Origin of the sequence: Flavobacterium glaciei (assembly GCF_003350545.1) — a bacterium.
Lineage (GTDB): Bacteria > Bacteroidota > Bacteroidia > Flavobacteriales > Flavobacteriaceae > Flavobacterium > Flavobacterium glaciei.
In genome coordinates this window covers 52552-74264 of sequence record NZ_QQBA01000010.1, presented here as the reverse complement: position 1 = coordinate 74264, position 21713 = coordinate 52552, and the positions used below count along the sequence as shown (strand labels likewise).

24 protein-coding genes are annotated in these 21713 nt (G+C 33.7%); 14 read left to right on the top strand and 10 right to left on the bottom strand.

Translation table 11 applies throughout. The features are described from left to right. The first annotated feature begins 31 nt into the window (after window positions 1–31). Window positions 32–310 carry a DUF2752 domain-containing protein gene (locus tag DFR66_RS09940; protein WP_114754694.1) on the top strand — a complete coding sequence of 93 codons (279 nt, stop codon included), beginning with the start codon at window positions 32–34 and terminating at the stop codon, window positions 308–310. 34 nt (window positions 311–344) lie between these two features. Here DFR66_RS09940 and DFR66_RS09935 read toward each other — a convergent pair whose 3' ends face one another. Then, window positions 345–1043 (bottom strand): DUF1003 domain-containing protein, encoded by a 699-nt coding sequence (locus tag DFR66_RS09935; protein WP_114754693.1) that lies wholly within the window; start codon window positions 1041–1043, stop codon window positions 345–347. A gap of 383 nt (window positions 1044–1426) precedes the next feature. Between DFR66_RS09935 and cysM the strand changes: the two genes are divergently transcribed. Together cysM and DFR66_RS09925 are read left to right on the top strand one after the other, a co-directional pair. After that, window positions 1427–2314, top strand: a complete 888-nt coding sequence (cysM, locus tag DFR66_RS09930) for a cysteine synthase CysM (RefSeq protein ID WP_114754692.1) — start codon at window positions 1427–1429, stop codon at window positions 2312–2314. Window positions 2315–2438: 124 nt separating this feature from the next. Beyond that, window positions 2439–3131 (top strand): SGNH/GDSL hydrolase family protein, encoded by a 693-nt coding sequence (locus DFR66_RS09925; RefSeq protein WP_242008661.1) that lies wholly within the window; start codon window positions 2439–2441, stop codon window positions 3129–3131. Window positions 3132–3210: 79 nt separating this feature from the next. Here DFR66_RS09925 and DFR66_RS09920 read toward each other — a convergent pair whose 3' ends face one another. The 3 genes from DFR66_RS09920 to DFR66_RS09910 form a co-directional block, all read right to left on the bottom strand. Beyond that, window positions 3211–3621 (bottom strand): OsmC family peroxiredoxin, encoded by a 411-nt coding sequence (locus DFR66_RS09920; RefSeq protein ID WP_114754690.1) that lies wholly within the window; start codon window positions 3619–3621, stop codon window positions 3211–3213. A gap of 95 nt (window positions 3622–3716) precedes the next feature. Next, window positions 3717–4769 carry a sensor histidine kinase gene (locus tag DFR66_RS09915; protein ID WP_114754689.1) on the bottom strand — a complete coding sequence of 351 codons (1053 nt, stop codon included), beginning with the start codon at window positions 4767–4769 and terminating at the stop codon, window positions 3717–3719. 670 nt (window positions 4770–5439) lie between these two features. Further along, window positions 5440–5667, bottom strand: coding sequence for a hypothetical protein (locus tag DFR66_RS09910; protein WP_114754688.1), 228 nt, complete (start codon window positions 5665–5667; stop codon window positions 5440–5442). A gap of 299 nt (window positions 5668–5966) precedes the next feature. Between DFR66_RS09910 and rlmD the strand changes: the two genes are divergently transcribed. From rlmD to DFR66_RS09895, 3 genes are all read left to right on the top strand, one after another. Next, window positions 5967–7382 carry a 23S rRNA (uracil(1939)-C(5))-methyltransferase RlmD gene (rlmD, locus tag DFR66_RS09905; protein ID WP_114754687.1) on the top strand — a complete coding sequence of 472 codons (1416 nt, stop codon included), beginning with the start codon at window positions 5967–5969 and terminating at the stop codon, window positions 7380–7382. Between the two features lie 81 nt (window positions 7383–7463). After that, window positions 7464–8000 (top strand): DUF6452 family protein, encoded by a 537-nt coding sequence (locus DFR66_RS09900; RefSeq protein ID WP_114754686.1) that lies wholly within the window; start codon window positions 7464–7466, stop codon window positions 7998–8000. A gap of 13 nt (window positions 8001–8013) precedes the next feature. Continuing rightward, window positions 8014–8805, top strand: coding sequence for a DUF6048 family protein (locus DFR66_RS09895; RefSeq protein ID WP_242008660.1), 792 nt, complete (start codon window positions 8014–8016; stop codon window positions 8803–8805). Window positions 8806–8856: 51 nt separating this feature from the next. Here the strand turns inward: DFR66_RS09895 and DFR66_RS09890 are convergent, their stop codons facing one another. From DFR66_RS09890 to DFR66_RS09880, 3 genes are read right to left on the bottom strand one after another with little or no spacing between them, the layout of a single operon-like run. Next, a complete protein-coding gene (locus tag DFR66_RS09890) occupies window positions 8857–9213 on the bottom strand; it encodes a four helix bundle protein (protein ID WP_114754684.1) in 357 nt (118 codons plus the stop codon). A gap of 54 nt (window positions 9214–9267) precedes the next feature. Next, the gene (locus DFR66_RS09885) at window positions 9268–9504 is read right to left on the bottom strand and encodes a hypothetical protein (protein ID WP_114754683.1); all 237 of its coding nucleotides are present in this window, start codon (window positions 9502–9504) and stop codon (window positions 9268–9270) included. Between the two features lie 58 nt (window positions 9505–9562). Further along, the gene (locus DFR66_RS09880) at window positions 9563–10738 is read right to left on the bottom strand and encodes a THUMP domain-containing class I SAM-dependent RNA methyltransferase (protein ID WP_114754682.1); all 1176 of its coding nucleotides are present in this window, start codon (window positions 10736–10738) and stop codon (window positions 9563–9565) included. 95 nt (window positions 10739–10833) lie between these two features. On the opposite strand from DFR66_RS09880, the gene DFR66_RS09875 reads away from it, so the two are divergent. The 8 genes from DFR66_RS09875 (at window position 10834) to DFR66_RS09840 (ending at window position 15851) form a co-directional block, all read left to right on the top strand. Then, entirely contained in the window at window positions 10834–11598 is a 765-nt protein-coding gene (locus DFR66_RS09875) for a class I SAM-dependent methyltransferase (protein WP_114754681.1), read from the top strand. A gap of 109 nt (window positions 11599–11707) precedes the next feature. Next, complete coding sequence (locus tag DFR66_RS09870) at window positions 11708–12376, top strand: ZIP family metal transporter (RefSeq protein WP_114754680.1); 669 nt, start codon at window positions 11708–11710, stop codon at window positions 12374–12376. A gap of 205 nt (window positions 12377–12581) precedes the next feature. Next, window positions 12582–13394 carry an N-acetylmuramic acid 6-phosphate etherase gene (gene murQ, locus DFR66_RS09865; RefSeq protein WP_114754679.1) on the top strand — a complete coding sequence of 271 codons (813 nt, stop codon included), beginning with the start codon at window positions 12582–12584 and terminating at the stop codon, window positions 13392–13394. Between the two features lie 6 nt (window positions 13395–13400). Then, window positions 13401–13703: a Dabb family protein gene (locus DFR66_RS09860; protein WP_114754678.1), complete on the top strand. Its 303-nt coding sequence runs from the start codon at window positions 13401–13403 to the stop codon at window positions 13701–13703. Between the two features lie 10 nt (window positions 13704–13713). After that, window positions 13714–13935: a DUF6095 family protein gene (locus DFR66_RS09855; protein ID WP_114754677.1), complete on the top strand. Its 222-nt coding sequence runs from the start codon at window positions 13714–13716 to the stop codon at window positions 13933–13935. Continuing rightward, window positions 13935–14507: a pentapeptide repeat-containing protein gene (locus DFR66_RS09850; protein WP_114754676.1), complete on the top strand. Its 573-nt coding sequence runs from the start codon at window positions 13935–13937 to the stop codon at window positions 14505–14507. Before DFR66_RS09855 ends, DFR66_RS09850 begins: the two co-directional genes overlap by 1 nt. Before the next feature lie 169 nt (window positions 14508–14676). Beyond that, entirely contained in the window at window positions 14677–15051 is a 375-nt protein-coding gene (locus DFR66_RS09845) for a DNA topoisomerase IV (RefSeq protein WP_114754675.1), read from the top strand. A gap of 26 nt (window positions 15052–15077) precedes the next feature. Next, window positions 15078–15851 carry a TerC family protein gene (locus DFR66_RS09840; protein ID WP_114754674.1) on the top strand — a complete coding sequence of 258 codons (774 nt, stop codon included), beginning with the start codon at window positions 15078–15080 and terminating at the stop codon, window positions 15849–15851. Between the two features lie 41 nt (window positions 15852–15892). Here DFR66_RS09840 and DFR66_RS09835 read toward each other — a convergent pair whose 3' ends face one another. From DFR66_RS09835 to DFR66_RS09825, 3 genes are read right to left on the bottom strand one after another with little or no spacing between them, the layout of a single operon-like run. Beyond that, window positions 15893–18586, bottom strand: a complete 2694-nt coding sequence (locus DFR66_RS09835) for a DNA gyrase/topoisomerase IV subunit A (RefSeq protein WP_114754673.1) — start codon at window positions 18584–18586, stop codon at window positions 15893–15895. After that, window positions 18586–19692 (bottom strand): PDDEXK nuclease domain-containing protein, encoded by a 1107-nt coding sequence (locus DFR66_RS09830; RefSeq protein ID WP_114754672.1) that lies wholly within the window; start codon window positions 19690–19692, stop codon window positions 18586–18588. The genes DFR66_RS09835 and DFR66_RS09830 overlap by 1 nt, the downstream gene beginning before the upstream one ends. Before the next feature lie 28 nt (window positions 19693–19720). Next, window positions 19721–21583 carry a DNA topoisomerase IV subunit B gene (locus DFR66_RS09825; RefSeq protein WP_114754671.1) on the bottom strand — a complete coding sequence of 621 codons (1863 nt, stop codon included), beginning with the start codon at window positions 21581–21583 and terminating at the stop codon, window positions 19721–19723. Between the last annotated feature and the right edge of the window lie 130 nt (window positions 21584–21713).

The window sequence follows — 21713 nt, the reverse complement described above, 5'->3', positions numbered from 1 at the left end:
TTTTTTCGTAAAATTGTAAAAATAAAAACCATTGGATTTAGAAAAATTTATGCTGCCATGTTTAAGCAAAACACTCTTTGGAATTGAGTGTTTGGGATGTGGTTTTCAGAGAGGTTTTTTGTTGCTTTTGCAAGGGGATTTTATTGGTGCTTTTAAGATGTATCCAGCCATTTATACCACCCTATTATTTTTAGGAATTCTAGGTTTTAATTTTATCAACAAAAACAGGAATTACAAAAAACTCATTATTGGCTCGGCAATTTTAAATGGTGTTTTCATGATTGTAGGATATTATTTTAAGCACTACTAATAACTCTTTTTTAGACATATTTAGAAAAGCGAAATTATTTGATTCGAGTCAAAATATCATTCATCATTTCGATTTGCACTTTTTGAATTTCAATCAATTCTTCTTGTTGATGCATAATCAAATGATCCAGTTTTTCATGAAGCATTCTGATTTCAAGTTCTGATTTCAGATTAATCATATAATCTTTTTTAGCTCTTTCTCTGTCCTTCTCTTCCTGACGATTTTGACTCATCATAATCACTGGAGCTTGAAGCGCGGCAAGACAAGACAAAATTAAATTCAATAAAATAAATGGATATGGATCAAATCCTTTATTCAAGAGTATATAAATATTAGCTAAAATCCAAAGCAATATAAAAACTCCAAAGAAAATGATGAATTTCCAGCTTCCGCCAAAAGCTGCAACGTTGTCTGCCACTGTTTGACCCACCGTTCGAAATCCAATTTCATCTTCTACCACACTCACTAAAGACTTGTCTTCGTTTAAGGATCCAATTACCTTCGTTTCGAGATTCGACAACTCCCCTATCTCAACTACTAAATAATTCGTTATGTATTTCTCCCGATACATATTTAACTCCTCAATAGCTAAGTATTTCCCCTCATCAAAATTAGGATAATCTTTTTGTATCAGTGCCAGAATTGGGTTCCGAATAGTTTTAGCCGAAATTCTATCGGAAATTGAAAATTCTTTTTTTGAGATATCGCTGGTAAAAGTTGAATTAGATTTCATTGATTGTAATTTAAAGGCTAATTTAAAAAAACACTTCCATCAAAACTAATAAATCAGCTCTTACCCATTGAAAATAAAACAGATACACTCTATTTTCAACAAAAAAGGTCTCAAACAGCAATTCTCAATACAATTTATTTAACAAAAGCGTGCTAATTAACAAGATAGCTTTATACTTAGAAAAGAAATAATTTAGAATTAGTTCAATATCTTTGCAATTCGTTTTAAAACTCATGTAAATGTCACTGAATTACAAAAATATTCCTTTCTGCTATTGTTGTTGCTGTTTTTAAAATTCCCTCTTAAAAACTATTTTTTAAAAACGATTACCAATTGTAATTAAATCAAAATCTGATTGTCACAATTTTAAGATACCAAACAGCATGAAATCACAAAAAATATTAGACCTAATTGGAAATACGCCTTTAGTCGAAACTACTAAATTGATCAAAAATAAAAATGTAAAACTTTTACTAAAACTCGAAGGAAATAATCCCGGCGGTAGCGTAAAAGATCGCGCAGCCTACAATATGATTGCTTCGGCATTAGAAAGAGGTGATATTAAAAAAGGAGATAAACTTATTGAGGCAACTAGTGGCAACACCGGAATCGCTTTAGCCATGATTGCTCAATTATTCAATATCGAAATTGAATTGATACTCCCTGAAGATTCTACTAAAGAACGTACTCAAACGATGCGTGCTTATGGCGCAACAGTGATATTGACACCTGCAGATACTGGAATAATAGGTTCTAGAGATTATGCTGATAAAAAAGTAGCTGGAGGTGGTTATATCATGCTCAATCAGTTTGCAAATGACGACAACTGGAAAGCCCACTACAAAACCACTGGTCCAGAAATATGGAATGATACCGAAGGAACTGTAACTCATTTTGTTTCTGCGATGGGAACTACGGGAACTATTATAGGCACATCTACCTACTTAAAAGAAATGAATCCAGCTATTCAAATAGTAGGCGCTCAACCCAGCGATGGATCTCAAATTCCAGGAATCAGAAAATGGCCGAAAGAGTATTTGCCTAAAATTTTTGACGCCCAAAAAGTAGATACAATCATTGAAGTATCTGAAGAAGAAGCACGAGCCATGACTAAACGCTTAGCCCTAGAAGAAGGTGTTTTTGCAGGAATGAGCAGTGGTGGTTCAGTTGTAGCAGCAATTAAAATGGCTGAAAAACTAGAGTCAGGAGTCATTGTAGCCATTATCTGCGACCGTGGTGATCGGTATTTATCTTCGGACTTGTTTGACTAAATGGTAACAAAATTATAAAACAACCTTCCTTTTCTGTATTTTTAAGATATAATAAGGAAGGTTGTTTTGTTTTAACTTGGTTCTACAAAATTTCCTTTTTCAAAATTTTCAAATTCTTTTACAAATGAAAAAGATTCAATTAAGATATATCATATCATTTTTATCAATCGTTATGGGAGGAAAAGTACAGGCTCAAGACTGGCCAAATTTAAATAAATATCAAAAACAAAATGTACAACTAAAACCGTTACAATCAGGAGAAAATAGAATAGTTTTTATGGGCGATTCTATAACTGAATTTTGGAGTGTCATAAATCCTGAATATTTTGCCGGAAAGCCATACGTTAATCGCGGTATCAGTGGTCAAACCACACCTCAAATGCTGGTACGTTTTAGAGCCGATGTTATAGCCTTAAAACCCGCCGTAGTGGTTATTTTAGCTGGTATAAATGACATTGCCGGTAATACTGGTCCTGCAACACTGGATATGATTGCAAATAATATTTTCTCCATGGCCGAATTGGCAAAAGCAAACCATATAAAAGTGATTTTGTGTTCTGTGTTGCCTGCTTACGATTTCTCGTGGAAACCCAATCAAAATCCGGCTGATAAAGTGGTGGCGCTAAACGAGATGATACAGAATTATGCTGAGGCAAATGAAATTCTATATCTTGATTACTTTTCGGCTATGGCAGATGAACGAAAAGGCTTGCCTGCATTGTACTCAAATGATGAAGTACACCCAAATAAAACAGGATATCAAGTGATGGCGCCACTAGCTGAAAAAGCAATCATAGAGGTTTTAGCAAAAAAATAAAGAAACAATAAAATACCTGTTTCATAAAAAAAGGCTCGATTTAATTTAAATCGAGCCTTTTAGTTATATAATTTTTTGGTTATGCCAAAGTAGCTGTACTCGAAATTACTGCATTCAATACTTTAGAAACAGGACAATTTTTCTCTGCTTTGGTAACTAATTGCTGAAAAGCATCTTCTGTTATTTCTTTAACTTTAGCTTGAACTGTTAAGTGTGATGTTACAATTGTTCCGTCAACGAAATCAATATCACATTTGGTTTCGATACTATCAATTTCAAAACCTTCTTCACTTATATAAGCCGAAAGTTGCATCGTAAAGCAACCTGCATGTGCCGCTGCAATCAATTCTTCGGGATTAGTCCCTACTCCTTCTTCAAAACGGGATTTAAACGAATATTGTGTATCTTTTAATGTGGTAGTTTGTGTAGTAAGTTTTCCAGCTCCTTCTTTAAGTGAGCCATTCCAGACTGCGGTTGCATTTCTTTTCATAATTATAGATTTATCTTTTCTCAAATTTAGTTCATTTGTAAAAAAACAATTTCTGAAGTAGGTTTTTTTAACGAAAATTTAAAGTTCTTGCATTTTTAAGATTTCTTAAAAATAATGGAAAAAGTGGCGCCTTTATTAATTCCTTCACTTTCTGCTAAAATTTGCCCATCGTGTTTTTCTATTATTTTTTTGCACAGATACAACCCAATTCCTGTTGACGGCTCATTTGCTGTTCCTAACTTACTCATTTTTGAGAATTTTCTGAATAGTTCTTGGCTTTGCATTTGATCAAAACCTAATCCTTTGTCAGATATTTTAAAAATTAGCCTATCATCTTGAACATAAACACGAACTTTTATCTCATTATCCGGAAATGAGAATTTTATTGCATTATTAATCAAATTCACTAATACTCTTGTCAATAAAATTTTATCAATATCTAGAATTGCCTTTTCAACTTCAATCGACAAATCTAATTTAATGTTCTTATGACTTAGTAATTGATTCAATTGCTTTGAAACAACAGCAAAAACAGCAAATAACTGAATCGTTTCATTTTTTGATTTTTTCTCTATAATTTGATCCTGCTCTTTCAGAAGCTTTATGAAATTTTCAATATAAATGTATTGTTGTTCTGTTGACTCAAGTATTAGCTGGGCCAATTCCGTTATGGCTTCTGAAGGTTCTTCCTCTAAAATAAGTGATGCACCCAATTTAGAGTTACCTACAAAGTTTCTTAAATCATGGGAAAGTAAATACACTAAATCTTGTTTTTCAGTAATAAAATTTTCATTTTCCGTAATTGAATCCTGAATATTACGCATCAACAAACCCACTTCATCGGAGAAACTATATGGTAATGACGGAACAATTCTATTTTTTCTATACATGTGCAAGGCTTTAGAGGCAACTTCAATTGGCTTAATTAGGCGCTTTAAAAATAACAACGTAGCACCAGTAGCCACAAGAGTTAAAATAAGGGCAACAATTAAAATCGTATCAGCTGAAATAGCTTTACTGCCATAAAGTACAAAAAACAACAACCCAATCAACGGAATATGAATTCCTATGAATGCGACAAACAAAAATTTAAATGCATAACTATTTTTAAGAAAACCAACATGGGATAATTTTTCATACAACTTCATAAACTAAATAATTTCTGTTTTTTAATTGATAATAATAAATAACATCACAAATCATTAATGCTTGTTAATGCTCAAAGTTTTTTACTTAAAATATCAAACTAAATATTTTATGTCAACTCACATACGTTTAAAAAGAGTATTTGGTTCTTAATATGGACATAATTATTTTATTCTATGATTTTTACATAAATTAAATAATAACTGAACCTCTCTCAAATCTTCCCTGAAGAAAAAAATCTAATGCTCCACTTCAATTTCCTTCAGCTGAACACTTCATTTAATTTTTATTTTTTATAGTGATGTTCAGTGAACTTTGTTCGCATCAAAAAACACGCAGTTAGGAAAGATTTGAGGCACTTTTCGGTAAAGAGTCACCTGCGGAAGCTCCTTTACGGGAGTAGTGTTGCTACATAAGGTACGAAGCTTTGTAATTTAAAGCAGGAATTGGCCAAAATACAAAAACTTGAAATCAATACTACTTCACAATTTGAGTTTATAAAATGACAGCACTATAAACATGCACAATCTATAACCTCTAACAATAGGATACCACAATTAAGTATTTATTGTAAATGATTAAAAATAAAAAAACCAGTATAAATTAAACCTTATCGAAGGTCAATTTATACCGGTTTATTAATTACTTATCTTAGAGGAGCATCAGTAGAAATTAGTTACTACTTTTACCTCTTACAAGAGCAACAATAATTATTATAAAAACTGCAGCACCTACAACCATAATCCATGGCTCTGCGTACCAGTCACTTCCTCCTTTATCTAGATTCAAGTTTACATCCACTGTTTTATCTTGTGCCCAAATAAGACTTTGAGAAAATAAAAGTGTAATTAATAATAAAGACTTTTTAAAAGTTGCGCTAATATTTGGTAATTGCATCATGTTGAATAGTTTTAAGTTTATATTAAATAATATTAATCATTTCGTTATGTCAAATGTATTGATGCTATCACAACGAAATGTTATTCAATTAAACAAAAAAATTGCATAATTCACATTTTAAAAATTCACATCTAAAACCATTTTAAATGAGTAAGTATTTACATTTATTAACTAAAGCTCGCTAGTGCAGCAATGCAGTTACAGCGAAAAGTAGAAATAGCATCAAATAAAAACACCTAAAAGTGAAAATATTTCACAATTTGAATTTATAAAACCATTCAAACACTTATTTTTGCGCTATGGCTAAGAAAAATACAGACAAAGTTGTCTTTCATCAAATAAAAGTCCTTGATGCTGGTGCAAAAGGCGTTTCGGTAGCAAAGGCTCCCGATGGAAAAGTAGTTTTTATCCCAAATGTGGTTCCGGGAGATGTGGTTGATGTGCAAACTTTCAAGAAGCGCAAAGCATATTACGAGGGAAAAGCAGTTCATTTTCATGAGTTTTCAGAGCATCGTGTAGAACCTATTTGCGAGCACTTTGGTGTTTGTGGAGGTTGTAAATGGCAGAATATGAAATACAGCCAACAGTTGTATTACAAGCAAAATGAGGTGAAAAATCATTTGCAACGTATCGGAAAAATAGAACTTCCGGAATTTGAATCAATTTTAGGTTCCGAAAAACAGTTTTTTTACAGAAACAAAATGGAATTTTCGTTTTCGAACAGCCGTTGGTTAACCGAAAAAGAAATTGAAAGCACTGAGGATTTAGGAAACAAAAACGCACTTGGTTTTCACATTCCCAAAATGTGGGATAAAATTCTAGATATCAACAAATGTCATTTGCAGGAAGATCCTTCTAATGCTATTAGAAACGAAGTGAGAGATTTTGCTAATGCAAATGGACTGACTTTCTTTAATCCAAGAGCACACGAAGGTTTATTGAGAACTTTGATGTTGCGTACGGCTTCGACTGGTGAGATCATGGTTTTGATTCAGTTTTTCGAAAATGACAAAGCCAACAGAGAATTGATTCTAGATCATCTTTACGAGAAATTTCCGCAAATTACTTCGCTACAATATGTGGTGAACAATAAAGCGAACGATACTTTATACGATACTGATATTAAATTATACAAAGGTCGTGATTACATTTTAGAAGAAATGGAAGGTTTAAAATTTAGCATTAATGCTAAATCTTTTTACCAAACCAATTCAGACCAAGCGTATGAATTGTATAAAATAACACGCGATTTCGCTGGATTGACAGGAAATGAAATTGTTTACGATTTATATACCGGAACTGGGACGATTGCGCAGTTTGTTTCGAAAAAAGCAAAAAAAGTAATTGGTGTAGAAAGTGTTCCTGATGCGATTAAAGACGCTAAAGCTAATGCCGTACGCAATGAAATTACTAATTGCGAGTTCTTTGTAGGAGATATGAAAGTAGTTTTTAATGATGATTTCATCGCTCAACACGGTCATCCTGATGTGATCATCACAGATCCTCCAAGAGACGGAATGCACAAAGATGTAATCGAACAGATTATGAAAATTGCTCCTGAAAAAGTAGTTTACGTAAGTTGTAATTCGGCTACACAAGCGCGAGATTTAGCTTTAATGGATGAGAAATACAAAGTAACTCGTGTTCGTCCTGTGGATATGTTTCCGCAAACGCATCACGTAGAAAATGTTGTACTTTTGGAAAGAAGAAAATAGTAGTAGGTCTGCAGTTTTTAGTATTCAGTGCGCATAGTACTGAATACTAAAAACTAAACACTGAGTATTGAATATCATTATATGAAAAACACATTTTTATTTTTATTGTTTTTTGCTTTCACTTTCTCCAGTTGTGAGAAAGACGACATTTGCGATGCAAATACTCCCACAACCCCGCGATTAGTAATACAATTTTATGATTTTTTGAATCCTTCAGTTTTAAAAAATGTTACAAATCTAAAAGTAGTTGGTGAAGGAATGCAAGAGGGAATTGTATTTAATACGGCTACTGGAAATGCTAAATATCTGACAAACGGAAACGCTATTTCTATTCCACTAAAAACTGTAGGAACAAGTACCAGTTATAGTTTAACTTTAAATTCTGGAAATGTTAATCCAGCATTAGTAAACGTAGACAACATAAAATTTGATTACACAACTCAAGAATTATTTGTGTCAAGAGCATGTGGATACAAAACAATATTTACATTAAACCCAACAAATCCATACATCCATACTGATGCTGCCGTTGCAGATGAAAAATGGATAAAATTTATATCGGTTGAAAAAAGTAACTTAGAAAACGAAAATGAAACACACATTAAGATCTTTTTTTAGTATTTGTCTCCTCATGTCGTTAACTTTTGTTCAAGCTCAAGAAACGACTCCTGTCAAAAGTGATCCTAAAACTACCCAAACAGAAAAGATTATTCCTGCAACTCCTTTACCATTAGTTGAAATTAATCCAACTGCAAAAAATAACGATTCTATTCCCGTAAAGACAGACCGATATGGCGTACGCGTAGGTCTCGATTTATACAAACTAACTCGCGCTTTGTATGACGAAAACTATAAAGGAATTGAGTTAGTAGGAGATTATCGATTGACAAAAAAATATTTTTTGGCTGCCGAAATTGGAAACGAAAACAAAACCACAGATGATGATCGCCTTAATTTTACCACCAAGGGTTCGTACATAAAAGCAGGTTTTGATTATAATGCCTATGAAAACTGGCTGGATATGGAAAACATTATTTCTATAGGTATGCGCTACGGTTTCAGTACTTTTAATCAGCAATTAAACAGTTATCGGATTTATAATGCGAATCCATATTTTGGAGAAGTACCTGTAATTCCTTCTGGTAAAAAATTTGATGGATTATCCGCGAGTTGGATTGAAGTTGTGGCCGGAGTAAAAGCCAAAGTATTTGATAATGTGTTTGTAGGCTTCAGTCTTCGATTGAACAGATTGGTAACCAATAAAGAACCAGAAAATTTTTCTAACTTATATATTCCCGGATTCAACAGAACTTACGATGGTAGCTTTGGTGTAGGATTCAATTATACGGTAACTTACTTTGTTCCTATTTATAAGAAGAAAATAAAGCCTGTTGTGGTTGCTAAAAAAGTAGAGAAAAAGTAATTACGAATTAGGAATTACGAGAATTACGAGTGGAAAACCAGTAATTAAATCTTATTGATTTTTAGTACGTAAAGTTTTTTGAATAGAGCCAATAATTTTTAATAACTCGTTTATATCAAATAACAAACTTTCATTTTCTTTTTTAGAAATATAATCCGTATAGGTTAATAATCTAATCCAGTAATGAGTTTCTCTGGCTTCTTTATAAGCAATTGTTAGTTTTGCAAAAAAGTCTTTCTCAGTTTGCCCGCCAATTGCTTCCTCAATATTTGCGGCTATAGATGTACCAGAACGAAGTAATTGTTTACTCAAAACATACTCTTTTTTCTCTTCGCACAAGTATTTATAAACTTTAACAATCCGAACCGCAAAAGCATAGCTTTTAATCTGAATAATATTTTCTTTCATAAAAGCTATTTATTAGTTTTCGTAATTTTAAATTCGTAATTCCTAATTTCTAAACTATCCTATTTCCTTAATTCCCTTCATGAAAATCCATTTCATGAATAATTTCTCTCCGTCTTTGGTTTTTATCGCGTGAAATTTAGGCGACAAAAGTGTACCTATAACAAATGCGGTTAACGGAATCCAAAAACCAGTTAAATTAGTAAAATGTGCTACTATATATCGGGCAGAAATAAATAATATTGCAAAACATCCCAGTTGGTAAAGGAATGCACGTATTTGTAATTTGGTCATTTTTTTAAGTCTTAAAGTTTTAAAGTCAAAGGTCGAAAAGTAAAAAATTGAATATTGCTTATTCAGCACTATCAGTTGTTACCTGAAACTTTGTTCTCTTACTTCCTTCATACATTTCGTATTTTACTAAACGAGCTTCTAAACCAGCATTAAAAAGTTTGATTTTTCTCGAAGGTTTTAATCCTACATATTTCAGTGCTTCCAGATTTGCTGTAATCATCCAAGCATTTGTTCCTGGATAATTTTTCTTCAACGTATCACCTATATTTTTATAGAATTCTTCCATGTGAATGTCTAATCGCTCATCATAAGGCGGATTAAAAACAATATGCAGTTTACCTTCTGAAGTTTTTTCGGTATCAAAAAAGTTTTGTTCTTCAATAGAAATATATTCGTCGAGATTGGCATTTTTGATATTGTCTTTGGCTTTCTGAACTGCACTTGGTGCTTTATCATAACCTTTTATGGTATAATGAAACTCACGAACGCGTTTCAATAAACTGTCTGAAATATTATCAAACAAATCATTGTCCCAATCGTTCCATTTTTCAAAAGCAAATTCCTTACGGTTTATATTTGCTGGAATATTACAAGCAATCATAGCTGCTTCTGCTAAAAATGTTCCTGATCCACACATTGGATCTAAAAAATCCGTTTGACCGTCCCAACCGGAAAGCAATAAAATTCCTGCTGCTAAAACCTCGTTTATAGGAGCAATATTGGTTGCTGTTCTGTACCCACGTTGATTCAATGCATTTCCTGAAGTATCAAGCGCTACTGAAACTTGGTCTTTATCGATATGAATGTTGATTCTTAAATCAGGATGTACTTTATCAATACTTGGTCGTTGCCCTGTTCTTTCTCTGAACTGATCCACAATCGCATCTTTACATTTTTGAGAAACGAATTCAGAGTGATTAAAATATTCTGAATGCACAGTAGTATCAATCACAAAAGTCTGATTGGCGTTCAGTAACTTTGACCAATTCATACTCGAAATACCTTTATACAATGCCTGTTCGTTATTGGCTTTGAAAAAATAAATAGGCTTAAGGATTTTCAAAGCCGTACGCAAAGACAAATTTGCTTTGTACATAAACCCTTTGTCTCCCTTAAAACTAACCATTCTGACTCCTTGTTCCACGTTTTGTGCACCTAGGTTTTGCAGTTCTTTTGCTAATATTTCTTCAAAACCAAAAAAGGTTTTGGCAATCATTTTATAATTATTTTCCATTTGCCCACTCTAACCCCTAATGGGGGAATTGTTATCGTTATATTCGGCAAAAATACACTAAATTTGCATCATTAGAATTAATTGAAAAAGAATAAATGTCTGCAGCACAAAATCCTCCCACAGAAAACCATCTAAAATCAACTGAAAACTGGTATACTTCCTGGTTTGACACTCCCTATTATCACATCCTTTACAAAGATAGAAATTATAGAGAAGCTCAGGTTTTTATGGATAATCTTACCCATTACTTAAATCTTCCAGAAAATGCAACAGTATTAGATTTAGCGTGTGGTAAAGGCCGTCATTCTATCTATTTAAATCAGTTAGGTTTTACAGTTCTTGGAGCTGATTTATCGGAGAACAGCATTGCTGAAGCCAATAAAAACACAAATAAAACCCTTAACTTCAAGGTACACGATATGCGTGAGCCTTTTGAAGAGAAATTTGATGCCATTTTCAATCTATTTACAAGCTTTGGTTATTTCGAAAATGACGAAGACAATCTCACTACGCTGAAAGCTATCAAAGAAAGCCTATCAGAATATGGTTTTGCCGTGATTGACTTTATGAATGTTACTCAAGTAATCGAAACGCTTATACCGGAAGAAACAAAAACGGTCGAAGGAATCGATTTTTACATCAAACGCTATCTAAAAGACGGTCATATTTATAAAGAAATTGACTTTGAAGACAAAGGTCAAAAATTTCATTTCACCGAAAAAGTAAAAGCACTTACTTTAAAAGATTTTGAGGAATTAATGGAAGAAGCTGGCATTTATCTTTTGGATATTTTCGGCGACTACAAACTTAAAAAATTCCATAAAACAGAAAGTGAACGACTAATCATGATTTTTAAATAATTGTTGGGTTAATCGGTTAATCGTTTAAAGGGTTAATCGTAAAAACAAACAAACCGTGAAGCAGATTAACGGTTAAACAAATAAACAAATAAACGGTTAAGCAAGAAACATGAATTACCTTTTACCATTACTATCCGTAATCATAGGTTACATCGTAGCATTGATTATACGTCCAAAGAATAAAAGCAACCTAAAATTGCTATTGGCATTTAGTGGTTCTTTTTTACTTTCCTTAACGGTAATGCATTTATTACCTGAAATTTACGAAAATGCAAACCCAAACATTGGCCTTTTTATCATGCTGGGGATTTTGTTCCAAATCATATTGGAGTTTTTCTCTAAAGGTGCAGAACACGGTCACGTACACGGACACGAAATAATGACACAAATCCCGTGGTTATTATTCATCAGTCTTTGTTTACATGCATTTCTGGAAGGATTTCCCGTAAGCCACCATAAGGATTTAGCAATAGGAATTGCCATCCACCACTTGCCTATAGCCATTATTTTGACTACCTTTTTTATTAATGCTAGTCTGAACAAAAAAGCAATTTTTTTCTTTATGATAACCTTTGCAGTGATGACACCACTGGGAACTATCTTGTCTGATTATTTGCCAATATTAAACGTATATTATACAGAAATCACAGCCATAGTTATAGGGATATTATTCCATATTTCATCGACCATTATTTTCGAAAGCAGCGAAGGACATAAGTTCAATATTGCCAAGGTTTCAATGATTGTGATAGGAATTGCATTGGCGTATTTTATTTAAATTTATAATTTGGGCGTGACCACAAGGGTCGGGCTATTCGTTGCAAATGAAATTCACCGAATTCCGGCTAAAATAAAAGTAAGATGAGGTAATCTTTTTTCATTTCGCTAACGCTACATGATAAAAAGGATTTCCACTTCTATCCCTTACGCAAGAAATAAATGTACGGACACCTCGCTAGTTGTCCCTCCAAAAAAACATAATTATGGAATTCACAAAAACCACCGAACAATCCTCAAAGTACGAACATTTAGAAAAAATGTCGGTTCAAAAATTGTTGTCTAATATCAATCAGGAAGACAAAACCGTTCCGCTTGCCGTAGAAAAAGCATTGCCGCAAATAGAAAATTTAGTAACTGAAATCGTTACTAAAATGAAACTAGGCGGTCGATTATTTTACATTGGCGCAGGAACCTCAGGAAGATTAGGAATTGTTGATGCTTCAGAATGTCCACCAACTTTTGGCGTTCCTTTCGATTTAGTAGTTGGGATTATTGCCGGTGGTGACACCGCTATACGTCGCGCTGTAGAAAATGCCGAAGATAACGCTACTCAAGCCTGGATTGACTTGAAAGCTTTTGATATAAATGAAAATGATGTTGTTGTAGGAATAGCAGCTTCGGGAACAACGCCTTATGTTATTGGAGGATTACAAACTTGCAACGAAAATAATATAACCACAGGAAGTATTTCTTGCAATGCCGGAAGTCCGCTTTCGCAAACAGCAAAATTCCCTATTGAAGTAGTTGTAGGACCAGAATTTGTAACAGGAAGCTCCAGAATGAAAGCAGGAACGGCACAAAAACTGGTACTGAATATGATTACTACGGCTACAATGATTCAACTGGGTAAAGTAAAAGGTAATAAAATGGTCGACATGCAACTCAGCAACAGCAAACTGGTGGATCGCGGTGTGAAAATGATAATGGGAGAAATTTCTGTTTCCTATGACGAAGGTGCCGAATTATTAAAAAAATACGGTAGTGTAAGGAAAGCGGTTGATAATTTTAACAAATAAACAGCGATGATTCACCATGTAGTAATGTGGAAATTAAAAGATTTTGCAGAAGGCAAAAACAAAACCGAAAATGCAATCATTTTAAAAGAGAGACTCGAAAGTTTAAAAAAGGATATTCCTGAAATAGTTGAAATTCGAGTAGGAATTAATATTGAAAGTGAATACTCTAACTTTGATGCCGTTCTACACTCCTACTTTGAATCGTTTGAAACATTAGACAAATACCAAAATCATCCAATACATAATGTTGTTGCTGAATGGATAGGTAAAATTAGATATTTAAGATATTGTGTGGATTATGAATTTTAATTATTAAATTATGGCAACGAATAAAGAACTATTATCAAAAGGAATAAAATATCTTGCAGGCGCATTACCATTACTATTTTTGGGGCCAACCGTGATTTATAATGCCTTTATGAACAAGCAAAACGTGTGGCATTATTTAGTTTTAGTAATTGGTATTATTGCCTGTGGTGCCGCCATGTATTTGATGTATGCCGGTTTAAAATTTATTATGAAAAGTTTATTTAACGACTGATGGAAGAACTCATTCACATTCAAAAAACATTTGAAAAAATCGTTTACATCGATAAAAAAGTAAACAATAGAGAATTTGAGGAATGCGTTTTTAAAAACTGCGATTTCTCTAATTGCGATTTCTCGAATAGTACATTTATGGATTGCGAGTTCATTGATTGTAATTTGGCCATGACTAAATTATCCGGAACTAGCTTGAAAAGTGTACATTTTAAAAACTGTAAATTACTGGGTATTCAATTTGAGGAATGCGATGATTTCTTGTTCAATGTGAGTTTTCAGGAATGTGTTTTGGATTATTCTTCTTTTATCAATAAAAAAATGCCAAAGACAAAATTCAATTCTTGCTCGTTAAGAGAAGCAAGCTTTGTTGGGACCAATCTTACGAGTGCTATTTTTGACAACAGTACTTTAGACGGTGCTATTTTTAACAATACGCAATTAGCCGGAGCCGATTTTTCAAAAGCAACTAATTTTAAAATTGATCCCGAATATAATCCGATGAAAAAAGCAAAATTTTCGACGGTAGGAATTATAGGGCTTTTAGACAAATATGATATTAAAATACAATAATGCCTACCCCAGATGGAAGTGAAAACCCATAAGGATTAAAGCTATTTTTTCTTGACTAAAAAGAGCGACCAAAGGAAGCTCCTTTTTTGTCATTAGAAAAAAAGATTTTAGAATTGAGAGTTGCAACGTACAGCTGGATTAGGTCCTAAAAAATAAAAAATAAAAAAAAATGAAAAAAATAGTATTCCTTCTCCCACTACTGCTTCTAATGTCATGCTATGATGTAGAGCGCAATTGTAAAGATTTTAAAACCGGAAAATTCAAATTTGAATATGAAGTTGACGGTGTCAAGAAAACAACTGTTTTTGAGCGTAATGATAGTATAGAAATAGAAACTTTTGAAGGAAAAACTGATACTGCATCAATACGATGGGTTAACGATTGCGAATATGTTTTACTGAAGTTACACCCAAAAAACATGGCAGAAGAAAAGGCTATTGGTATGAAAATTTTGACAACCTCAAAAAATTCCTATACCTTTGAGTTTGGCATGGTAGGTTCTGATGCAAAGCAAAGAGGAACAGTTACTAAGATTGCTGATTAAATATTAAAAACTATAATTAAATAAACATGGAAGTATTTTTAAATCCCGATGCTTGGGTTGCACTGTTAACATTAACTTTTCTTGAAATTATTTTAGGAATTGACAATATTATATTCATATCGATTGTTACTGGCAAATTACCTCCTGAGAAACGCAAAAAAGCTACTCAAATTGGTTTGTTTTTAGCTATGTTTATGCGAATTGCATTATTATTTGGAATCACATTACTGATCAAAATGAAGGAACCTCTTTTTAGTTTTGACTGGGGTTGGTTCAGCGGTCATTTTAATGGTCAAGCATTGATATTATTAAGTGGTGGTATTTTTTTAATTTATAAAAGTACCAAAGAGATTCATGAGAAAGTAGATCTTAAAGGCGAAGAGGAATTAGAGTTAAAAACCTCAGCGGCAAAATCATTTGGAAATGTAATTTTTCAGATTTTATTGATTGATCTTATTTTCTCTGTAGACAGTATTCTAACCGCTGTAGGAATGACTAACGGACTAGAAGGTGCTTTGTATATAATGGTTACTGCCGTAGTCATTTCTGTTATTGTGATGATGTTGTTTGCTGTGCCTGTAGGTAAATTTGTTAACAATAATCCTTCCATTCAGATTTTAGGTTTAGCCTTTTTGATTTTAATCGGATTCATGTTAATTACTGAAAGTATGCACTTATCAGATGCAGTATTGGCAGGACAAACTGTGGGTGCAGTCCCAAAAGCGTATTTGTATTTTGCAATCGCTTTCTCCCTTGCGGTAGAATTCCTCAATATGAAAATGAGAAAGAGGAAAAAATAATATTTCATAAAAAAAGCGCTAAAAGCGCTTTTTTTTATTTTTTATTCTAAACTTAAAGTAATCTGTCCATCATCATCTAATTGAATATCAGAATCATCGGCACCTGTCTCTCCTTTTACTTCTAAATCTTCAGGAATAACCTCAACAGGAATTTCATACGGCAAAGGCTCTAGTAGGTTTACTTGTTTCAACTTATCAGTTGTCAATTGATTTCCTAAGGCTTTGAATCCTTTTACAGCAATAAACGATTCTATGTCGACTGTCAAAGCCTCTTTTTGAACTCCTTTTACTTTTGTAAAAATCAATTCTGCTACAGGGCGATAATCTGTTGAAACAATCTCTAATTGCGAATTAGGATGCTCCGTGATAAAACTTTCTTCTTTATTCTCTGTTTCTACTAAAAAACGTTTGATGTAATACCGCTCTTTTTCACCATCATAGTAAATCGCAGAAATTGGTTTTTTAGGGATCCATTTTTCTAAAACCACCATATCTTCATCAAAATGAGTTGACAATTCTGGTGTGATTACTTTTAGTTTTCCAGCTTGCGTTATAACAAGGATTTTATCATTTGGCCTGAACTCGCCTAATAATCCTCCTCTTGCATCAACATTTAATCGTTGAACGGTATCGTCAAACCACACTTTTCTTGGTAATAAAGTAGAAATTCCTTTCTCTTTTAATTCTATTTTTTTGATTGGATATTTGGTTACTAAATTTCCTTTAGAAGCACGTCCTTTTATCGCTAAACTAGCAAAATCAATGTCGAATTTCAATTTTTTGACACTGCCTACCTGACGCAATAATATGGTAATTACCTCAGCTTCCCCATTGGGATTACAAGAAAAATACAATACTTGAGAACCAGCAGTTTCATTGGTCAAATCGTATGCTTTGTCACGGGTAACTCCTGAAACATTGAATCGTTTTATATACGAAGGACCTGATTTTCCATCGCGGTAAATCATGTTGTAAATAGTGCGCTTATCGCTTTTGTCAAAAATAGCAATGTGAATAATATCCTTACCTACAAAGGTTTTTGCATCGACTTTGGTAATCATCATTTTTCCATCACGAAGAAAAACAATTACATCATCAATATCAGAGCAGTCTGTAACGTACTCGTCTTTTTTCAAGCTAGTACCTACAAATCCTTCTTCTCTATTTACATATAATTTTGTGTTTCTTAAAACTACTTTCGTCGCTTCGATATCATCAAAAATACGAAGCTCCGTTTGTCGTTCGCGTCCTTTTCCGTATTTCTCTTTTAGTTTAGTAAAATAGGCAATAGCAAAATCAATCAGATGTTCTAGATTGTGTTTTACTTGTTCGATATCACCTTCTAACGCTTCGATTTTATCCTGTGCCTTGTTACTGTCAAATTTTGAAATACGCATGATTCGTATGTCTAACAAACGTAGTATATCTTCTTCGGTAACAGCACGTTTCAAGTGTTTTGTATGTGGCTTCAAACCATCATCAACGGCCTTAATTACCGTTTCTCTAGTCGTCATTTCTTCAATGTCACGATAGATTTTATTTTCGATAAAAATACGTTCCAAAGAAAGAAAATGCCATTGTTCTTCCAATTCACCCAACTGAATTTCGAGTTCACTTTTTAGCAATTCAACGGTTCGGTTTGTAGAAATTTTCAACATTTCAGACACACCTATAAAAAGCGGTTTGTTGTCTTCAATCACGCAACCTAATGGCGCTACCGAAGTTTCACAAGCCGTAAAAGCAAATAGTGCATCAATAGTTTTATCTGGAGAAACACCTGGAAAAAGATGAATTAATATCTCTACCTCTGCCGCAGTATTGTCTTCAATCTTCTTGATTTTGATTTTGCCTTTTTCATTCGCTTTCAAAATACTGTCAATCAAAGTCGTCGTATTGGTCGAAAACGGAATTTGGGTAATGACCAACGTATTTTTGTCCAGTTGACCTATTTTGGCACGAACTCGAACACGTCCACCACGCAATCCATCATTATAATTGGACACATCAGCAATTCCTTGCGTCATGAAATCTGGATAGAGTGTAAAAGGCTTCCCTTTTAATATTTTTATCGAAGAATCGATTAATTCATTAAAATTATGTGGCAAAACTTTGGTCGAAAGACCCACCGCAATACCCTCTGCTCCTTGAGCTAAAAGCAACGGGAACTTTACTGGAAGATTGTTCGGTTCCGCACGTCTTCCATCATAAGAAACGCCCCAATCAGTAATTTTTGGAGAATACAAAACCTCCAAAGCAAACTTTGATAAACGTGCCTCTATGTAACGAGATGCTGCAGCACCATCACCTGTTAAGATGTTCCCCCAGTTACCTTGGCAATCAATTAATAAATCTTTTTGTCCAATTTGCACCATGGCATCACCAATACTCTGATCTCCGTGAGGATGATATTGCATGGTGTGCCCGACAACATTGGCCACTTTATTATAACGACCATCGTCTAATTCTTTCAAAGAGTGCATGATACGACGTTGCACCGGTTTAAAACCGTCTTCAATAGCCGGAACTGCACGCTCCAGAATTACATACGAAGCATAATCCAGAAACCAGTCTTTATACATTCCCGTAACTTTGGTAATGGTATCGTTTCCGTCTTCTTGATTATCGTAAAAATGTTGGCCTCCAGAAGAAATTATATCTTCAAAACCATCATCACCACTTGTATTATCTTCTTCTTGACCCTCTGGTACTATGTTATCGTCTTCTTCGTCTTTCATTATATTGATTCCGAAATTAATTGTATTAAATCCTCTCTGCTTGGCAGAATTGTTTTGTATTTACTGGCAAAAATTTGCTCGTTATTTTCTGGTAAAGTGTATTCTACAACCAAATCACTTTTGTTTTGGCAAAGAACAATTCCTATTGTTTTATTTTCGTCTTCCAAACGCATTTCTCTGTCGTAATAATTGACATACATTTGCATTTGTCCTAAATCTTGGTGTTTCAATTCTCCTATTTTTAAATCAATGAGAACAAAACATTTAAGAATTCTGTTGTAAAAAACTAAATCGATTCGAAAATGTTTATCATCGAAAGTAATTCTGTTTTGTCTTGCTACGAAAGTAAATCCGTGACCTAATTCTAGTAAAAAATGTTCAAGTTTATTAATAATTCCCTCCTCTAATTCCGATTCCGAATACTGATGCAATTCTGGTAAACCCAAAAATTCTAAAATATAAGGGTCTTTAATAAGGTCTTTTGGTTTCTCTATAATCTGTCCTTGTTCCGACAGTTTCAAGACTCCTGCAAAATCTCGACTTAAAGCCAATCGTGTATAAAGAGCTGAATCATATTGTCGTTTTAATTCCCGAACACTCCAGTTGTATTTCTCAGATTCTATTTCGTAAAAACGTCTTTCTCGCTCATCGTCAATTCGCATTAAGAATGAATAATGAGACCATGTCAATTTAAAAATCGAAATCAGCGATTGCATAATTTCATTTTTAGAATTCATAGCCAGTGTTGACGAATTTGAATTCTCAAAATCCCTAAACATTGTCTCTGAATTATGAATCTGCAAAATCCTAGACACTGTCTCGGAAATTGAGTAAGCTAAATAAAACTTTCTTATATTCTCTAAATTTGCCACAGAAAACCCTTTTCCAAACTCAATTGTCAACTGTTCCGAAAGTCCTTTCAATAATTGCTTTCCGTATTGAGCTCGTTCTTTTCCGTTTTGCTCTTCTTCGACAATCATTCTTCCTATTTCAAAATAGGTATACACCATTGTTGAATTTACGGTGCGTAAAACCTGTAGACGGGCATTTTGCAATAGCGCAACTACTTGAGAAAATAAAATTTTATTTTTAAGATTATCTTGCATTAACTACTTGCTACCTTTAATAAACTATTTAAATTTTCTCAATTACATCCAATTCCACTTTCAAATTCTTGATAATAAATTCCTGTCGGTCTGGCGTATTTTTTCCCATATAGAAAGACAATAATTGCTCGATAGAAGTGTTTTTATCCATCATAATAGGATCCAAACGAATGGTTTCTCCAATGAAATTTTTGAACTCATCCGGGGAAATTTCTCCTAATCCCTTGAATCGGGTGATTTCTGGTTTTGGTTTTAGTTTTTCGATGGCATCTTTTCGTTCTTCCTCCGAATAACAATAAATGGTTTCTTTCTTGTTTCGAACCCTGAACAATGGCGTTTGTAAAATGTACAAATGTCCTTCTTTTATCAATTCAGGAAAAAACTGAAGAAAAAACGTAATCAATAATAATCGAATGTGCATTCCATCGACATCGGCATCGGTAGCGATTACAATGTTGTTGTAACGCAATTTTTCCAGTCCGTCTTCTATATCTAAAGCGGCTTGTAATAAGTTGAACTCTTCATTTTCATACACAATTTTCTTGCTCATTCCATATGAATTCAAAGGCTTACCACGCAAACTAAAAACTGCTTGCGTATTTACATCGCGAGATTTTGTAATAGACCCAGAAGCTGAATCTCCCTCTGTGATAAAAAGTGTACTTTCTAAATTTCTTGGGTTTTTGGTATCGGGTAAATGCGCACGACAATCTCTTAATTTCTTGTTGTGTAAATTCGCTTTTTTAGCGCGATCTGTTGCTAATTTTCGAATACCAGAAAGCTCTTTACGTTCTCTTTCGGCTTGAAGAATTTTTCGCAACAGCGCCTCTGCTGTCGCAGGATTCTTGTGCAAATAATTATCTAATTTCGTTTTCACAAAATCATTTACAAATGTACGTACCGATGGCATTCCAGGCTCTGAACCCATATCTGTAGAACCCAATTTGGTTTTGGTTTGCGACTCAAAAACGGGCTCCATTACTTTGATACTAATGGCCGTAACTATCGATTTTCGGACATCAGATGCTTCGAAACTTTTATTATAAAACTCCCGAATGGTTTTTACAATCGCTTCTCTGTATGCTGCTAAGTGCGTACCACCTTGTGTGGTATTCTGTCCGTTGACAAAGGAATGATACTCCTCAGAATATTGGGTTTTGCTGTGTGTTAAGGCAATCTCAATATCTCCCTCTTTTAAGTGAATGATAGGATATTCTAAATCCTCAACATTTATCGTGGCTTCTAGTAAATCTTTAAGTCCGTTTTCAGAATAGTATTTTTCACCATTAAAAATGATGGTTAAACCATTATTTAGATAACAATAATTTTGAATCATCTTTATTACATATTCCATACGGAATTTGTAATTCTTAAAAATGGTTTCGTCAGGAGTAAAAACAACTTTAGTACCTTTTCGTTTGGTAGTTTCTATAATGTCTTCTTCGAGAACTAAATTTCCAGCGGAGAATTCGGCTGCTTTTTGTTTTTCATCTCGAACAGACTCCACTCTGAAATAATTAGACAGCGCATTGACTGCTTTAGTACCTACCCCGTTTAGACCCACTGATTTCTGGAAAGCTTTTGAATCATACTTCCCACCAGTATTCATTTTTGACACTACGTCAACCACTTTTCCTAACGGAATACCACGTCCATAATCCCGAACAGTAACCGTTTTGTCCTTAATTGTTACCTCAATAGTTTTTCCGGCGCCCATTGCAAATTCATCGATACAGTTATCGAGAACTTCTTTGACCAAAATATAAATACCATCATCTGCTGAAGAACCATCTCCCAGTTTTCCGATGTACATTCCAGGACGCATGCGAATGTGTTCTTTCCAGTCGAGTGACCGAATATTATCTTCGGTATATTGATTTTGTTCGGACATTGTAGAATTTGTGGATTTTAACTTCGTTCAGTTCGGGCTTTACTATGCGCAAAGCTCTCGAGTGTGCTAATGTAGTGTAATTCGATAAAATTTAAAATAGGAAACCATCAAAGTTATCAAGAATAATATT

Excerpts from the sequence above, each read along its gene's own strand:
- DFR66_RS09935 (WP_114754693.1), bottom strand. The coding sequence starts at position 1,043 with ATGAAATCTAATTCAACTTTTACCAGCGATATCTCAAAAAAAGAATTT.
- cysM (WP_114754692.1), top strand. The coding sequence starts at position 1,427 with ATGAAATCACAAAAAATATTAGACCTAATTGGAAATACGCCTTTAGTC.
- DFR66_RS09925 (WP_242008661.1), top strand. The coding sequence starts at position 2,439 with ATGAAAAAGATTCAATTAAGATATATCATATCATTTTTATCAATCGTT.
- DFR66_RS09920 (WP_114754690.1), bottom strand. The coding sequence starts at position 3,621 with ATGAAAAGAAATGCAACCGCAGTCTGGAATGGCTCACTTAAAGAAGGA.
- DFR66_RS09915 (WP_114754689.1), bottom strand. The coding sequence starts at position 4,769 with ATGAAGTTGTATGAAAAATTATCCCATGTTGGTTTTCTTAAAAATAGT.
- DFR66_RS09910 (WP_114754688.1), bottom strand. The coding sequence starts at position 5,667 with ATGATGCAATTACCAAATATTAGCGCAACTTTTAAAAAGTCTTTATTA.
- rlmD (WP_114754687.1), top strand. The coding sequence starts at position 5,967 with ATGGCTAAGAAAAATACAGACAAAGTTGTCTTTCATCAAATAAAAGTC.
- DFR66_RS09900 (WP_114754686.1), top strand. The coding sequence starts at position 7,464 with ATGAAAAACACATTTTTATTTTTATTGTTTTTTGCTTTCACTTTCTCC.
- DFR66_RS09895 (WP_242008660.1), top strand. The coding sequence starts at position 8,014 with ATGTCGTTAACTTTTGTTCAAGCTCAAGAAACGACTCCTGTCAAAAGT.
- DFR66_RS09890 (WP_114754684.1), bottom strand. The coding sequence starts at position 9,213 with ATGAAAGAAAATATTATTCAGATTAAAAGCTATGCTTTTGCGGTTCGG.
- DFR66_RS09885 (WP_114754683.1), bottom strand. The coding sequence starts at position 9,504 with ATGACCAAATTACAAATACGTGCATTCCTTTACCAACTGGGATGTTTT.
- DFR66_RS09880 (WP_114754682.1), bottom strand. The coding sequence starts at position 10,738 with ATGGAAAATAATTATAAAATGATTGCCAAAACCTTTTTTGGTTTTGAA.
- DFR66_RS09875 (WP_114754681.1), top strand. The coding sequence starts at position 10,834 with ATGTCTGCAGCACAAAATCCTCCCACAGAAAACCATCTAAAATCAACT.
- DFR66_RS09870 (WP_114754680.1), top strand. The coding sequence starts at position 11,708 with ATGAATTACCTTTTACCATTACTATCCGTAATCATAGGTTACATCGTA.
- murQ (WP_114754679.1), top strand. The coding sequence starts at position 12,582 with ATGGAATTCACAAAAACCACCGAACAATCCTCAAAGTACGAACATTTA.
- DFR66_RS09860 (WP_114754678.1), top strand. The coding sequence starts at position 13,401 with ATGATTCACCATGTAGTAATGTGGAAATTAAAAGATTTTGCAGAAGGC.
- DFR66_RS09855 (WP_114754677.1), top strand. The coding sequence starts at position 13,714 with ATGGCAACGAATAAAGAACTATTATCAAAAGGAATAAAATATCTTGCA.
- DFR66_RS09850 (WP_114754676.1), top strand. The coding sequence starts at position 13,935 with ATGGAAGAACTCATTCACATTCAAAAAACATTTGAAAAAATCGTTTAC.
- DFR66_RS09845 (WP_114754675.1), top strand. The coding sequence starts at position 14,677 with ATGAAAAAAATAGTATTCCTTCTCCCACTACTGCTTCTAATGTCATGC.
- DFR66_RS09840 (WP_114754674.1), top strand. The coding sequence starts at position 15,078 with ATGGAAGTATTTTTAAATCCCGATGCTTGGGTTGCACTGTTAACATTA.
- DFR66_RS09835 (WP_114754673.1), bottom strand. The coding sequence starts at position 18,586 with ATGAAAGACGAAGAAGACGATAACATAGTACCAGAGGGTCAAGAAGAA.
- DFR66_RS09830 (WP_114754672.1), bottom strand. The coding sequence starts at position 19,692 with ATGCAAGATAATCTTAAAAATAAAATTTTATTTTCTCAAGTAGTTGCG.
- DFR66_RS09825 (WP_114754671.1), bottom strand. The coding sequence starts at position 21,583 with ATGTCCGAACAAAATCAATATACCGAAGATAATATTCGGTCACTCGAC.